Below are 13,139 nucleotides of genomic sequence, written 5' to 3'. Positions count from 1 at the left end.
ACCGACGACGACGCCCTTCCCGGCCGCGGCCGGGGAGGGCGTCGTCGTGCTGTCGTCGTGCGGGGTCAGCCCTTCTTGCGAGCCTCGGGCTCGCCGAGCTCGGAGGAGACGACGACGATCCCGCCCTGGACGGCCGGGTCGCCCTGGCCCTCGGCCGCCGCGACGAGGTCGAGCGTGCCGGTGACGCGCCCGCCGTTGCGGACGTCGACGACCGACGCCTCGACGCCGGGGAGCGACGCCGCCGGCACCGCGACCTGCGCCGCGAGGATCGGGGTGCGCATCGACACCTTCGCCTCCGACTTGACCTTGCGCAGCGCCGCGAGCGCGTGGCCCGCCGCGGTGAGGACGGCCGGGTCGGCGTCGCCCGCGGCCGAGCGCGCGACGTCGGGCGTGGGCCACGGCGCGCGGTGGATCGAGCCCTCCGAGGCGCGCCACCAGGACCACACCTCTTCCGTCGCGAACGGCACGAACGGCGCGAACAGGCGCAGGAGCGTGTCGAGCGCGATCGCGAGCGCGACGCGCGCGGACCGGGTCTCGGCGGAGACGTCGGAGGCCGCGGCCCCGGCACCGTACGCGCGGTCCTTGACGAGCTCGAGGTAGTCGTCGCAGAACGTCCAGAAGAACGTCTCGGTGACCTCGAGCGCGCGCGTGTGGTCGTACGCCTCGAACGCCTCGGTCGCCTTCTCGACGACGGTCGCGAGGCCCGCGAGCATCGCACGGTCGAGCGTCTCGGTGACGAGCGCCGGGTCGAGGACGATCTCGCCCGTCCCGGTCTCGGCGTCGACCCCGAACGACAGCGCGAACTTCGACGCGTTGAGGATCTTGATCGCGAGGCGACGGCCGATCTTCATCTGGCCGACCTCGAACGCCGCGTCCGTGCCGAGGCGGGCCGACGCCGCCCAGTACCGCACGGCGTCCGACCCGTGCTCCTCGAGCAGGCCCATGGGCGTGACGACGTTGCCCTTGGACTTCGACATCTTCTTGCGGTCGGGGTCGAGGATCCAGCCGGAGATCGCGGCGTTCTTCCACGGCAGCGAGCCGAACTCGAGGTGCGATCGCACGACCGTGGAGAAGAGCCACGTGCGGATGATGTCCTGGCCCTGCGGGCGCAGGTCCATGGGGAAGACGCGCTCGAACAGGTCGGGGTCGACCTCCCAGCCGCCCGCGATCTGCGGCGTGAGCGACGACGTCGCCCACGTGTCCATGATGTCGTTCTCGCCCACGAACCCGCCCGGCACGCCGCGCTGGTCCTCGGTGTACCCGGCCGGCACGTCGGACGACGGGTCGACGGGCAGCGCGTCCTCGGACGGCACGATCGGGTGGTCGTGGTCGATCTCGCCCGACTCGAGCACGGGGTACCACAGCGGGATCGCGACGCCGAAGAAGCGCTGGCGCGAGATGAGCCAGTCGCCGTTGAGGCCGCCGACCCAGTTCTCGTAGCGCACGCGCATGAAGTCGGGGTGGAACGCGAGCTCCTTGCCGCGGTTCAGCAGCTCCTGGCGCAGGTCGCGCGTCGTGCCGTCGGCCGTCGTCCAGTCGCGGCCGCCGTTGCGGATGTACCACTGGCGCGACGTGACGATCTCGAGGGGCTTGTCGCCCTTCTCGAAGAAGTTCGCCTTGCGCTGGGTCGGCACGGGCTCGCCGTCGAGGTCGCCCGCGTCGCGCAGCGCGTCGACGACGACCTGGCGCGCCGAGAACGTCGTCTTGCCCGCGAGCTCGGCGAACACGCCCTGGCCGGCGTGCGAGGTGATCCAGTCCGGCGTCTCGCGCACGATCCGGCCGTCGCGCGTGATGATCGAGCGCGTCGGGAGCTGCAGCTCGCGCCACCACTGCACGTCGGTGAGGTCGCCGAACGTGCAGCACATCGCGATGCCCGCGCCCTTGTCGCGCTCGGCGGCGGGGTGGGCGAGGACGGGCAGCTCGACGTCGAACAGCGGCGAGCGCACCGAGGTGCCGAACAGGTGCTGGTACCGCTCGTCGTCGGGGTGCGCGACGAGCGCCACGCACGCCGCGAGCAGCTCGGGGCGCGTGGTCTCGATGAGGACGGGTGCGCCGTCGTCCGGGGTGCCCGGCGCGACGCGGTGGAACGCGACCTTGTGGAAGTGGCCCGGGTAGTCGCGCGCCTCGAGCTCGGCCTGCGCGACGGCGGTCTGGAACGTCACGTCCCACAGGCCGGGGGCCTCGGCCTGGTACGCCTCGCCGCGCGCGAGGTTGCGCAGGAACGCACGCTGCGCCGCGGTGCGGGACCGCGCGTCGATCGTCTGGTAGTGCTGCGCCCAGTCGACCGAGAGCCCGAGCCGGCGCCACAGCGCCTCGAACTGCTTCTCGTCCTCGGCCGTGAGCCGCTCGCACAGCTCGATGAAGTTGCGGCGGCTCACCGGCACCTGGTCGGCGGCCTTGACGGACTTGCCCTCGCCGCCCTCGTGCGGGGGCTCGAAGCCCTCGACGTAGGGGAGCGTGGGGTCGCAGCGGACGCCGTAGTAGTTCTGGACGCGCCGCTCGGTGGGCAGGCCGTTGTCGTCCCAGCCCATGGGGTAGAACACCTCGAGGCCGCGCATGCGCTGGAACCGCGCGACGACGTCGGTGTGCGTGTAGGAGAACACGTGGCCCACGTGCAGCGAGCCCGAGACGGTCGGCGGCGGGGTGTCGATGGAGAAGACCTGCTCGCGGGTCTTCGAACGGTCGAACGCGTACGTCCCCTGCTCGGCCCAGCGCGCGTCGTAGGTGTCCTCGAGCCCGTCGAGGCTCACCCGGTCGGGTACGCCCGCTACCACCGCGCGGACGACGTCGGCGGCCGTGGCGGGCGCGGAGGCGTTGTCGGGGGATGCGGTGGGGGCGGTCGGTCCGGGCGACGAGGGTGTCGCGGCGGCCTCGCCCTGCGGGAAGTCACTCATGGTCCACCATCTTCCCAGATCCGCGGACCCGGTCCTGCCCTCGCCCGGGTGACGGACGGCCCGGCACGCGCGTGCCGGGCCGTCCGCGCCGCGACCTAGCGGGGCGCCGTCGCGCAGCGCAGGGTCGGCGCGAGCCAGTCGGCGTGGTCCCAGGCGTCGCCGTCGCCCGCCGTGCCGGCCCGCAGCGTCACGACCGTCGCACCCGTGACGTCGACGTCGAACGACGACGCCGCAGCGCCGCCGCGGAGCGTCGGGCTCGTCCAGCGGGCCACGCCGTCCGCGAGGACCGTCGCGACGACGCTGCCGCGGGTCCCGGACTCGGCGTCGACCCCGACCGAGCCCGTCAGGCGCGTGCAGGCGCCACCGACGCGGACCTCGACCTCGCTCGCCGCGTGCACCCCGAGCCCGACCGGGCTCGTCGCGCCCGCGACCGTGAGGACGCCGCCGTCGCCCGCGGCGGCCTCGCCGTTGCTCCGGTCGCGCTCGACGGGCCCCCAGCCGTTGTCCGCGCGCTGCAGGGGCAGGGAGGAGACGCCGTGGAGCTGCTGCGCGGCGAACACCGTGGCGAGGGTGCCGGGGGAGAGCAGCGCGACCCCGGCGCTCGTGCTCCGCGGCAGACCGGCCCACAGCTGGTTCGCCGCGGCGGCGCGTCCCCAGAGGCCGGGCGTGCCCTGAGCGCGGTAGTGGTCGAGGTACTGCCCGGGCTGACCACGGCTCGCGAGGTGCCCGTCCGCCTCGTACGTCCACTCCTGGCGGACGGCGTCGCGCTCGCACGGCGCCAGGGTCGCGGGCGTGCGGGCCACCAGGCACAGGTCGGGCCGTGCGCCGCTGTGGATCGCGCCGCGCGCGTCGAGGAACCAGGTCTGCTCCGCGCTGGTGTCGCAGTCCGCCGGAGCCGCTGTCACGAGCACCCGCGGCGCGGTTGCCGCGAGGTCGACGTCGAGGCACCGGCCCCCGTCCACGGTGACGCGGGCAGGGGTCGGGAGCAGCGCGGTGGCGGACTCCGCGAGCCCCGTCGAGCGCACCAGCGCGGCGAGCCCGTCCTTCGCGGCGGCATCTCCGCCCAGGAGCGCCGCCCGCCGCTCCGCGACATAGCTCTCGACCCGCGTGACCCCGGCCTGCACGGCGAGCGCACGGTCCGCGACCTGACGCGCCGTCGTGCCGAGCCCGGACAGGTCGTCGGCCCAGCTCGTGAGCAGGAGGCGGGTGCGCGCGTCCAGCACGGGCGCGGTCTGGCCCGCGAGCGGCGCGAGCGCGGCGTCCAGCTCCCGCACCTCCACCGCGCGGAGCGCCTCGTAGCCGGCCTCCTGCCCGACGACCACCGCGGGCGCCAGAGGGGCGAGGTCCGTGGGGAGCGAGACGGCGCCGTGCGCCGTGGTGGTGCCGTTCACGCGGCACAGGATGCGCGCGCGCGACGGGTCGGCGGCCTCCTCGAGATTGAGGTTCACCTGCTTCACACCGTCGGAGGCGTCGATCGACACGTTCTCGACGCGGCCGCCCACGTAGGTGACCTCGACCCAGCACTGGCGTGCCGGCCCGGTCGCCCCGGTGTCCGGGGCGGGCAGGCTGAAGATGTTGCCGTAGTTCGACCGCATCGCGGGGAAGAGGGCGGTGCGGGCGGGGTTCGCCGGGTCGTAGGCCCCGAGCACCGTCATGACGGGGACGCCGACCTTGCGCGGCTTCGCCGCGGTGAACGACGCGTCGCGCACCCGGGCGTCCACGCGGTCACCGGTCGCCGGGTCCCAGTCGCGGTAGCCGCTGGGGTACGCCGGGTCGGGCACCACGGTGCGCAACGACTGCTGGATGCGCGTCGCGCTGTACCCGGTGTGGTGCGTGTAGCGCGACAGGTCGCTGGTGGGGAAGCCCCCGGACATCGCGTCGCGCTGGTAGTTGTACAGCCCGGCGAAGCTCTGCCGGAACGGGGTGCCGGCGACGTCGATGCCCCCGGGCACGAAAGCCTGGTTGTTGACGAGGTTGGACCGCATCCGGTCGGCGTAGGCGATGTAGCCCCACCCGCTCTCGCTGTGGTGCGTCGCGTTGATCACGCGCTCGTCGCCGGTCTTGGTGTCGTCCACGCCGGGGTAGTGACCGAGCCCGAACGAGTGCCCGATCTCGTGGCTCCACTCGTTGCCGACGGAGTCGTAGAGGGTCGCCATGCCGTTGCCGCCGCTGAGCCCGTGCACGACCCGGCCGTTTATGTAGGCCCCGGCCGAGTGGTGGTAGACGCGCTGGTTGAACGTGCCGGGCTGGTTCTGCGTCATCGGGGCGCTGGGGATGCCGAAGCCCGCGAGGTTGACCCCGGTGGAGAACTGGGCCTTGCCCACGTTCTCCCGCAGGTCGCCCGAGTAGACGTCCCCTGTCGTCGCGCTGGTGCCGGGGGAGGTGTAGATCGTGCCGGAGGCCACCATCACGCGGTCGAGGCGCACCGGTTCGTAGCGTGCGACGACGAGCCGGGACACGGGGATGGTCTGGAAGTAGTCCGTGGCCGCTCGCACGGTGTCGTCGAGCATGACGTGGCCGCTGCCCGTCGGGGGGTCGGTCAGCATGCCCAGCTCGGTGCCGTTGACGACCAGCTCCGTCGGCGCGGCGACCTGGATCGACGCGGCCGGGAGCGTCCCCGTCCGTCCACCGTCCGCGGTGAACGCGAGCGACAGGCCCGGGACCACCGCGTCCCAGGGCAGCTCGACGGTCCACGCCCGGTTGCTGTAGACGACGTCGCGACGACCCTCGGTGTCGGTCACGTCGTCGCGTGGGACGGCGCTCGGGGGTGCGAGGGGCAGCGTCGTGCGAGGCCGCCCGTCCACGGACACCGCGACCGTGAGCGACGACACCGCGGAGGTGGGGGTGACCAGGAGCAGCGCCGCGCGCTCGGCCACGAGCGTCGGCATGTTGCGCGCGGTGTTGCCCGCGGGGTCGATCGTGTGGCTCTGGGCGAGCTGCACCATGGCGCCGAGCGCGCCTGTGAGGTCGTTGCGCACCGGGCGGGGCGACCCGTCGGCGCGTGTGTCGTAGAAGCCGATCGGGCCCGGGTCCTCGGGGACGGCGGCGGCCGCCGCCGTCCCGGTCGGCGCCCAGGGCGCCGCGGCCGTGGCCGCAGCGGCGGCGGCCAGGAGCGTTCCTGCTCCGACCGCCGAGAGAAGGGCGAGCGCCGCGGCCGTGCCGAGGCGTGCGAAGCGGCGGGGCGGACGATGGTGACGGGTCACGGGTGGGTCCTCTCGCTGGCGGAACGTCGTTGTCCGTGCTCTGCGAAGGGGCGTGCCGGCGCCCTGCTCACGAATCGATGTTCGTGAGCGATCCTGCGTGATTTCACACTAGAACTGTCATGCTCGCGCTGTCCAATGGTGGTGTACTTCCGCCATCGTGCCCAGCCGGGTCGCCGCGGCTGCCACCGCCGTGCCCGGAGGCCTAGGCTCGGTCCATGTCGTCCTCCTCCCGGTCCGGCCTCACCGTCGGCTACGCCGCCATGCTCGAGCAGTTCCACCCGACCGAGGCCGTCGCGCTCTCGGCCTACGCGGAGGAGCACGGCTTCTCCGGGACCATGGCGGCCGACCACTTCCAGCCGTGGGTCCCGGCGCAGGGCGAGTCGTCGTTCGTGTGGAACGTGCTCACGGCGCTCGGCGAGCGGACCCGGGGCGACCTGGGCCCCGGGGTCACCGCGCCGACGTTCCGCTGGCACCCCGCGATGGTCGCCCAGGCGTCGGCGACGCTCGCAGCGATGTACCCCGGCCGGCACTGGCTCGGGCTCGGCTCGGGCGAGGCGCTCAACGAGCACGTCGTCGCGGGCTACTGGCCCGAGGCGCCCGAGCGCATCAACCGCATGTTCGAGGCGATCGACGTCATCAAGAAGCTGTTCCAGTCCGGGCTCGACAACAAGGACGTCAAGCACTCCGGGCAGTTCTACAAGATGGAGTCCACGCGGCTGTGGACCATGCCCGAGGTCGCGCCCGAGATCCTCGTCGCGACCGCCGGCCCCGTGACCGCGAAGCGCGCGGGCCGCCACGCCGACGGCCTCATCACCGTGGGGGCGCCGCTCGAGAAGATCTCCATGCTGTTCGGCAAGTTCGACGACGGCGTGCGCGAGTCCGGCCGCGACCCCGAGGCGATGCCCAAGGTGCTCCAGCTCCACCTCTCCTGGGCCGCGACCGACGAGGAGGCGCTCGCGAACGCGATGACCGAGTGGCCCAACGGCGGCATGAAGTTCCCCAAGGCGGACATCCGCTCGCCGCACGACTTCGAGCAGATGGCCAAGCTCGTGCGCCCGGAGGACTTCGAGGGCCGCATGGTCATCTCCGCCGACCCGGACGAGCACCGCGCGTACATCCAGAAGTTCGTCGACCTCGGCTTCGACCGCATCTATCTGCACAACGTGGGCCGCAACCAGCGCGAGTGGATCGAGCTCTTCGGCCGCGAGGTGCTCCCGAAGCTCGCGCGATGAGCGAGCACGACGCCGCACCCGGCGGGCCCGACGGCGGCGCGGGCCCCGACCGGTCCGCGCGCCTCACGGTGTGGGCGCCCGAGGGCCTCGGCGAGGTCCGTCCGGGCGACGACCTCGCCGCGCTCGTGGGCGACCTGCTCGCGAGCGAGGCGCTCGCGGAGGGCGACGTCGTCGTCGTGACGAGCAAGGTCGTCTCGAAGGCCGAGGGTCGCGTCGTCGCGGCAGCGGACCGCGAGCAGGCGATCACGGACGAGACGGTGCGCGTGGTCGCGACGCGCGAGCGTCCCGGCCAGCCGCCGCTGCGCATCGTCGAGAACCGGCTCGGCCTCGTCATGGCCGCGGCGGGCGTCGACGCGTCGAACACCCCGGAGGGCACGGTCCTGCTGCTCCCGCTCGACCCCGACGCCTCCGCGCGGGGGCTGCGGGGCGCGCTCCGCGAGCGGTTCGGCCTCGACCGGCTGGGCGTCGTCGTGACGGACACCTCCGGCCGGGCGTGGCGCGACGGCCTCGTCGACATCGGCATCGGGGCCGCGGGGGTCGTCGTCGCGGAGGACCTGCGCGGCGGCGTGGACGCCCACGGGCGGCCGCTGTCGGTGACCGTGACCGCCGTCGTCGACGAGGTGGCGGCCGCGAGCGAGCTCGTGCGCGGCAAGGCGGCGGGGCGGCCCGTCGCCGTGGTGCGCGGGCTCGGCCGGTACGTCGGGAGCGAGGACGGTCCGGGCGCCTGCGTGCTCGTGCGCGGCTCGGGCGACGACCTGTTCCGCGAGGGCAGCGCCGAGGCGTACGCCCGCGGGCAGGCCGACGCCCGCCGCGCCCAGGAGGGCGACGCCGCGCGGGAGGCCGCGTACGCCGACGGCTACCGCGCCGGGTTCGCCGAGGGGTACCGCGAGGGCTCCGGAAACGAGCCGGTCGCAGACTGAGGCGGGGTGCGCCCCGCGGCGGCGAAACCCCTGGCGTGCGCCCCGCCGTCGCCGCTAGCCTGCCCGGATGCTCCCCTCCGACTGGATCGCGCACCGCCGCCCCGACGACCGCGAGCACGTGGGTTGGATCCGCCCCGAGGGCGACGCCTGGGTGGCCGTGTCGCTGCTCGGGCACGAGCTCACCGGACCGGTCGACTGGCTCGAGGCCGAGGAGGCGCTCGACGCGAGCAGCCTCGCGTGGCTCGCCGACGTCTGGATGCTCGAGCAGGACGACGCGCCGCCGCTGCGGGTCCGGCTCGTCGAGGTCACGCCGGACGGCGTCGTCGTGCAGACGGACGACTTCGGGGCGATCGACGTCCCCGTCGAGCGCTACGACCTCCCGTGGCCGCCCCCGCCGACGCTGCGGCCGCGCCGGCCCGACGACCCGGACGGCCGCGTCCTGTCGTCCCGACCGTGACGGCCGTGCGGCTGCGCGCCGCGCGCGGTCAGCCCGCGTCCGTCGTGCCTTCGTAGAGGCCGATCTGGTTCCCGTCGGCGTCCTCGAACGCGGCCCACCACGAGGTGGGGCTGATCTGCGACTTCTCCAGCACGACGCGCCCGCCGAGCTCACGGACCTTGGCGAGCGTCTCCTCGATGGAGTCGACCTCGACGTAGCTGCGCGGGCTCGTGAAGCCCTCGGAGCGTGGGGCGAGGCCGCCGCCGCTGATCTTGTTCGGGGCCTGCCACATGGGGTAGCCCTCGAAGCCGGGAACCTCCGCGATCTGCCAGCCGAAGAGCTCGCCGTAGAACTGCGTGGCCCTGCCGTTGTCGCTCACCGGGATGTCGATGTGCGTGATGTCTCCGTGCGCCATGGTTCCTCCCCGTGCCGGTGACGGGCGGACACCCGCCGAGCACCAGCCTAGGGACGGCGGTGCCGCGCGCACCAGGGCCCGGCCGGACCGTGCGACCGGGGTCAGCGCTCGTCCGGCGCCGGGGAGCGCTCGACGGCGGAACCCTCAGGCTCCACCTGAGGGTCGGCCTCGGGGTCCGCGGGCTCCGACGGAGCGGCATCGTCCCCGTCCGGCACGGCGTCGGCGGCGGGAGGGGAGCCCGTGCCCCGCGGGTCCTCGGCGGGCCGCGGCGCGTCGTCGCCGGAGAGCCACCGCAGCCAGCCCGAGCCCGGGTCGGGCTCCAGCACGAGCGCCCGGACGAGCAGCGTGAGCGTGATCGCGAGGATCGCCCCGAGCGGCCCGATGACGAACGTCCAGAAGACGACGGACACGAAGCTCAACGTGAGGCTGAGGTTCACCGCGTCGGCGACGAACTTCGGCTGGACGAGCACCTGGAGCACGACGTTCACCACGCAGTAGACCGCGACGACGGCGAGCGCGAGCTGCCAGCCCCCGACCACGAACGCCATGACGACGGGCGGCACGAGCCCCAGGACGAAGCCGATGTTCGGGATGAAGTTCGTGACGAACGCGAGGATCGCCCACACGGTCGGGGCCGGGACCGACAGGAGCCACAGGGCGACGCCGTCGATCACGGCGACGACCGCGCCGAACGACGCGTTGACCACGAAGTAGCGCCGCACCCCGCCGCTGAACCGGGTCGCCCGGTCGACCGTCGCGGCGCGCTCGGCGCCGAACACCGAGCCGGCGGTGGAGTACCGCGCGGCGTCGGCGGCCATGAAGATCGCGTAGGCGAGCACGAAGAAGAACGCGGTCGCGATGCCCAGGGCCATGCCGGACACGTTGCCCGCGAGGCTGACGACGCGTCCCGGGTCGAGCCACGACGTGGCCGCCTCGGCGATGTCCGTGTCGATGCCGACCGCGGCGAGCTGGTCCACCACGTCGTCGACCGCGCGCACGAGGGCGGGGAGATACTCGCGGACGAGATCCACGAACCGGACGCCCGCGAACGCGAGCATCGCGACGAGCGCCGCGAGGATGAGGTACGCGACCGTGACGACGGCGGACGTCGCGGCCCACCGCGGCCAGCCCCGACGCTCCAGTGGGAAGCGCACGGGGTGGCAGATGATGACGATGACTGCCGCGAGGAACATCGGGGCGAGGACCTCGCGGGCGGCGTGGACCCCGGCGAGGACGACGACGCCGGCGGCGAGGGCCAGGAGCGTGCGCGTGGCGGGAGGGAGCCCCGGGGCGGGAGGCGTCGTCGTGGTCACGCGCCGACGATAACCGCCGGGGTGCGTCGCGCACCCGGGCGTCCGCGCGCGGCGCGGCGGGTCAGCCCTTCGCGGCCTTGGCGGCGGCCTTCTGGGCCTTCTTGAACGTGCGCACCTCGGCGAGCGACTCGGGGCTCGTGACGTCGGCGATGGACCGGCGGGAGCCCTCGTCCCCGTAGTGGCCGGCGGCCTCGCGCCACCCCGCGGGCCGCACGCCCCGCTGCTTGCCCAGGAGCGCGAGGAAGATGCGCGCCTTCTGGTCGCCGAACCCGGGCAGCGCCCGCAGGCGCGCGAGCACCTCCGCGCCCGTCGGCTCGCCGTCCGCGCCCGGCGCGGTCCAGATCCGGGTCGCGTCGCCGTCGTACTCGTCGACGACGACGCGCGCGAGCTCCTGCACCCGGCCGGCCATCGAGCGCCCGTAGCGGTGGATCGCGGGCGGCGTCGTGGCGAGCGTGACGAACGCGTCGGGGTCGGTGTCCGCGACGGTGCGCGGGTCGATCGAGCCGAGGCGGTCGCGGATCTTGCGGGGCCCGGCGAACGCGTGCTCCATCGGGTACTGCTGGTCGAGCAGCATCCCCACGAGGAGCGCGAACGCGTCGTCGCTGAGCAGCGCGTCCGCGTCGGGGTCGCCGGTGATCCAGAGCTGGTCGGTCATGCCCCCATCATGGCAGCCGGCCGCCGGGTGCCCGGCGCGGCCGTCCGGTCCGGAACTCGTCGACGCCCGCGCGCCGCAGGATCGCGCTCGTCCAGCCGGGCAGGAGCCGCAGGCCGTCCGCGCCGGTCACGCGGCGTACGTCGTCGACGACGTACTCCACGCCGCGGCGCTCGAGGACGAGGTCCCCGGCCGCCTCGACGTTGCGGACCCAGTCCACGTCCGGGCCGTACGTGAGGGCGAACGCGACGCGGACCGGACCGGTCGGGTCGTCGCGGTAGGCGAACGCGAAGACCGGGGTGCGGTACTCCCGCCCGCTGCGCCGCCCGACGTGGCGGACGACGGCCATCGGCCCGACGCCCGTCGCGACGCGAAGCATGACGGGGTTGAGGAAGCGCTTGTTGCTGCGGGTCACCCAGCGCGGGATCGGCATGGGCCCATCGTCACCCGGCGTGCCCCCGGACCGCGACCTATCGTGGCGGCGTGCCCACCCGACTCCTCCTGCTCAGCGACACGCACGTCCCGGTCCGCGCCCGGGCGCTGCCCGACCAGGTGTGGCGCGCGGTCGACGACGCGGACGTCGTCGTGCACGCGGGCGACTGGGTGAGCGTCGACCTGCTCGACGCGCTGGAGGCGCGTGCGTCGCGCCTCGTCGGGGTGGCGGGCAACAACGACGGCCCCGACCTGCACGCGCGCCTGCCCGAGGTGGCGCGCACCACGGTCGAGGGGCTGCGGCTCGCCGTCGTGCACGAGACGGGCGGGAAGGACGGGCGCGAGCGTCGAGCCGACGCCGCGTTCCCCGACGTGGACGTGCTCGTGTTCGGGCACAGCCACATCCCCTGGGACACCACGTCGCCGGGCGGCCTGCGCCTGCTCAACCCCGGATCGCCGACGGACCGCCGTCGGCAGCCGGTCGGGACGTTCCTCACGGCCGTCGTCGACGACGGCGCGCTGCGGGACGTCGAGCTCGTGCCCGTCGCGCGCTGACCGACCTCACGCCGCGCCGGCGCGCGCCCGGTGCACCGCCGGGCTCACGCCGCGCACGCGCTTGAACGCGGCGCTCAGCGCGAACGGCGTCGCGTACCCGACGGCGCGCGCGACCGCGGCGAGCGTCGCGTCCGGCTCGAGGAGGAGGTCGGCGGCCAGGTCGAGCCGCCAGCCGGTGAGGTAGCCCATCGGCGGCTCGCCGACGAGCGCCGTGAAGCGGCGCGAGAACGCGGCGCGCGACAGCCCCACCTCCCGCGCGAGCGCGTCGAGGGTCCAGGCGCGCACCGGGTCGTGGTGGATGAGCCGCAGCGCGGCCCCGACGACGGGGTCGGCGTCGGCGCGGTACCAGCCCGGCGCGTCGTCGCGCGAGAGCCACGTGCGCAGGCACGAGATGAGGAGGAGGTCGAGGAGGCGGTCGAGCACCGCCTCCTGGCCGGGGAGGTCCTGCACGACCTCCCGGGCGAGCATCTCGACGAGCGTCCCGTCCACGTCCCCGCGGCGCAGGACCACGCGCTGGGGCAGGACGCGCAGCACCCGACGCCCGACCTCGCCGTCGAGCGGGTACGTGCCCGTGACGATGACGGTCTCGCCGTCCGGGTCGTTGCCCCACGACCGCACGCCGAGCACGGTCATGGGGGAGGGGCCGCCGTCGACCGCCCGACACGTGTCGGACGCCGGGCCGACGACGACCTGGGGCGCCGTGGTCGGCGCGTCGGCGACGACGTAGTGGTCCGGGCCGCGCAGGAGCACGACGTCGCCCGCGGCGACGTGCTCGCCCGGGTCGGACGACGTGCCCCCGGCCCCGGGGCCGACCCACCCGGACCCGCGCAGGACGGGGACGATCGTCAGCGGCGCCTCGTCCTCGATGCGCATGCCCCACGGCGCGCGCAGGTGGCTCCGCAGGAGGAAGGCCCCGCGGGCGCGCGGCCCGTCGAGCAGCCCGGCGACGACGTCCATCGCGCCAGCGTACGCCGGGGCGTGGCGAGACGATTACGTATGCGCGCGAGCCGGTCGGCCATGGAACGTCTCGCGGCGCGGCGGTTGGGTGGGACCCGTACCGCTCCACCACTCGCACCTCGGGAGACAC

Annotated in this window: 11 protein-coding genes; 4 read left to right on the top strand and 7 right to left on the bottom strand. The window is 74.5% G+C overall.

From position 1 onward, the window contains the following. Positions 1-65: 65 nt before the first annotated feature. A complete protein-coding gene (gene valS / locus RDI86_RS01080; RefSeq protein ID WP_083712005.1) occupies positions 66-2,894 on the bottom strand; it encodes a valine--tRNA ligase in 2,829 nt (942 codons plus the stop codon). A 95-nt stretch (positions 2,895-2,989) separates the two neighbouring features. Beyond that, positions 2,990-6,097: a M66 family metalloprotease gene (locus RDI86_RS01075; RefSeq protein ID WP_308820433.1), complete on the bottom strand. Its 3,108-nt coding sequence runs from the start codon at positions 6,095-6,097 to the stop codon at positions 2,990-2,992. A gap of 215 nt (positions 6,098-6,312) precedes the next feature. Between RDI86_RS01075 and RDI86_RS01070 the strand changes: the two genes are divergently transcribed. The 3 genes from RDI86_RS01070 to RDI86_RS01060 all read left to right on the top strand — a co-directional run bounded on the left by RDI86_RS01070 (position 6,313) and on the right by RDI86_RS01060 (position 8,706). Beyond that, on the top strand, positions 6,313-7,329 hold the full coding sequence (locus RDI86_RS01070) for a TIGR03557 family F420-dependent LLM class oxidoreductase (protein ID WP_308820432.1): 1,017 nt from the start codon (positions 6,313-6,315) through the stop codon (positions 7,327-7,329). After that, positions 7,326-8,249, top strand: a complete 924-nt coding sequence (cofE, locus tag RDI86_RS01065) for a coenzyme F420-0:L-glutamate ligase (protein ID WP_308820431.1) — start codon at positions 7,326-7,328, stop codon at positions 8,247-8,249. Before RDI86_RS01070 ends, cofE begins: the two co-directional genes overlap by 4 nt. 67 nt (positions 8,250-8,316) lie before the next feature. Then, complete coding sequence (locus RDI86_RS01060; protein WP_043654766.1) at positions 8,317-8,706, top strand: hypothetical protein; 390 nt, start codon at positions 8,317-8,319, stop codon at positions 8,704-8,706. A 28-nt stretch (positions 8,707-8,734) separates the two neighbouring features. Here RDI86_RS01060 and RDI86_RS01055 read toward each other — a convergent pair whose 3' ends face one another. The 4 genes from RDI86_RS01055 to RDI86_RS01040 form a co-directional block, all read right to left on the bottom strand. Continuing rightward, entirely contained in the window at positions 8,735-9,100 is a 366-nt protein-coding gene (locus tag RDI86_RS01055; RefSeq protein WP_061268999.1) for a VOC family protein, read from the bottom strand. Positions 9,101-9,201: 101 nt separating this feature from the next. Further along, positions 9,202-10,413: an AI-2E family transporter gene (locus RDI86_RS01050; RefSeq protein WP_308820430.1), complete on the bottom strand. Its 1,212-nt coding sequence runs from the start codon at positions 10,411-10,413 to the stop codon at positions 9,202-9,204. Between the two features lie 61 nt (positions 10,414-10,474). After that, positions 10,475-11,068 carry an HhH-GPD-type base excision DNA repair protein gene (locus tag RDI86_RS01045; protein WP_137280287.1) on the bottom strand — a complete coding sequence of 198 codons (594 nt, stop codon included), beginning with the start codon at positions 11,066-11,068 and terminating at the stop codon, positions 10,475-10,477. 7 nt (positions 11,069-11,075) lie between these two features. Continuing rightward, on the bottom strand, positions 11,076-11,498 hold the full coding sequence (locus RDI86_RS01040; RefSeq protein WP_308820429.1) for a nitroreductase family deazaflavin-dependent oxidoreductase: 423 nt from the start codon (positions 11,496-11,498) through the stop codon (positions 11,076-11,078). Between the two features lie 50 nt (positions 11,499-11,548). Here RDI86_RS01040 and RDI86_RS01035 point away from each other — a divergent pair, with 50 nt between their 5' ends. Further along, a complete protein-coding gene (locus tag RDI86_RS01035; RefSeq protein ID WP_076406401.1) occupies positions 11,549-12,052 on the top strand; it encodes a metallophosphoesterase in 504 nt (167 codons plus the stop codon). A 6-nt stretch (positions 12,053-12,058) separates the two neighbouring features. On the opposite strand, the gene RDI86_RS01030 is transcribed toward RDI86_RS01035, so the two are convergent. Further along, positions 12,059-13,009, bottom strand: a complete 951-nt coding sequence (locus tag RDI86_RS01030) for an AraC family transcriptional regulator (RefSeq protein WP_308820428.1) — start codon at positions 13,007-13,009, stop codon at positions 12,059-12,061. Positions 13,010-13,139 lie beyond the last annotated feature (130 nt).

Source organism: Cellulosimicrobium sp. XJ-DQ-B-000 (genome assembly GCF_031119065.1).
Taxonomy (GTDB): domain Bacteria; phylum Actinomycetota; class Actinomycetes; order Actinomycetales; family Cellulomonadaceae; genus Cellulosimicrobium; species Cellulosimicrobium funkei.
The sequence above is the reverse complement of the archived record's forward strand: the minus strand, read 5'-3'. Positions and strand labels throughout refer to the sequence as shown.

Excerpts from the sequence above, each read along its gene's own strand:
- valS (WP_083712005.1), bottom strand. The coding sequence starts at position 2,894 with ATGAGTGACTTCCCGCAGGGCGAGGCCGCCGCGACACCCTCGTCGCCC.
- RDI86_RS01045 (WP_137280287.1), bottom strand. The coding sequence starts at position 11,068 with ATGACCGACCAGCTCTGGATCACCGGCGACCCCGACGCGGACGCGCTG.
- RDI86_RS01060 (WP_043654766.1), top strand. The coding sequence starts at position 8,317 with ATGCTCCCCTCCGACTGGATCGCGCACCGCCGCCCCGACGACCGCGAG.
- RDI86_RS01055 (WP_061268999.1), bottom strand. The coding sequence starts at position 9,100 with ATGGCGCACGGAGACATCACGCACATCGACATCCCGGTGAGCGACAAC.
- RDI86_RS01040 (WP_308820429.1), bottom strand. The coding sequence starts at position 11,498 with ATGCCGATCCCGCGCTGGGTGACCCGCAGCAACAAGCGCTTCCTCAAC.
- cofE (WP_308820431.1), top strand. The coding sequence starts at position 7,326 with ATGAGCGAGCACGACGCCGCACCCGGCGGGCCCGACGGCGGCGCGGGC.
- RDI86_RS01030 (WP_308820428.1), bottom strand. The coding sequence starts at position 13,009 with ATGGACGTCGTCGCCGGGCTGCTCGACGGGCCGCGCGCCCGCGGGGCC.
- RDI86_RS01070 (WP_308820432.1), top strand. The coding sequence starts at position 6,313 with ATGTCGTCCTCCTCCCGGTCCGGCCTCACCGTCGGCTACGCCGCCATG.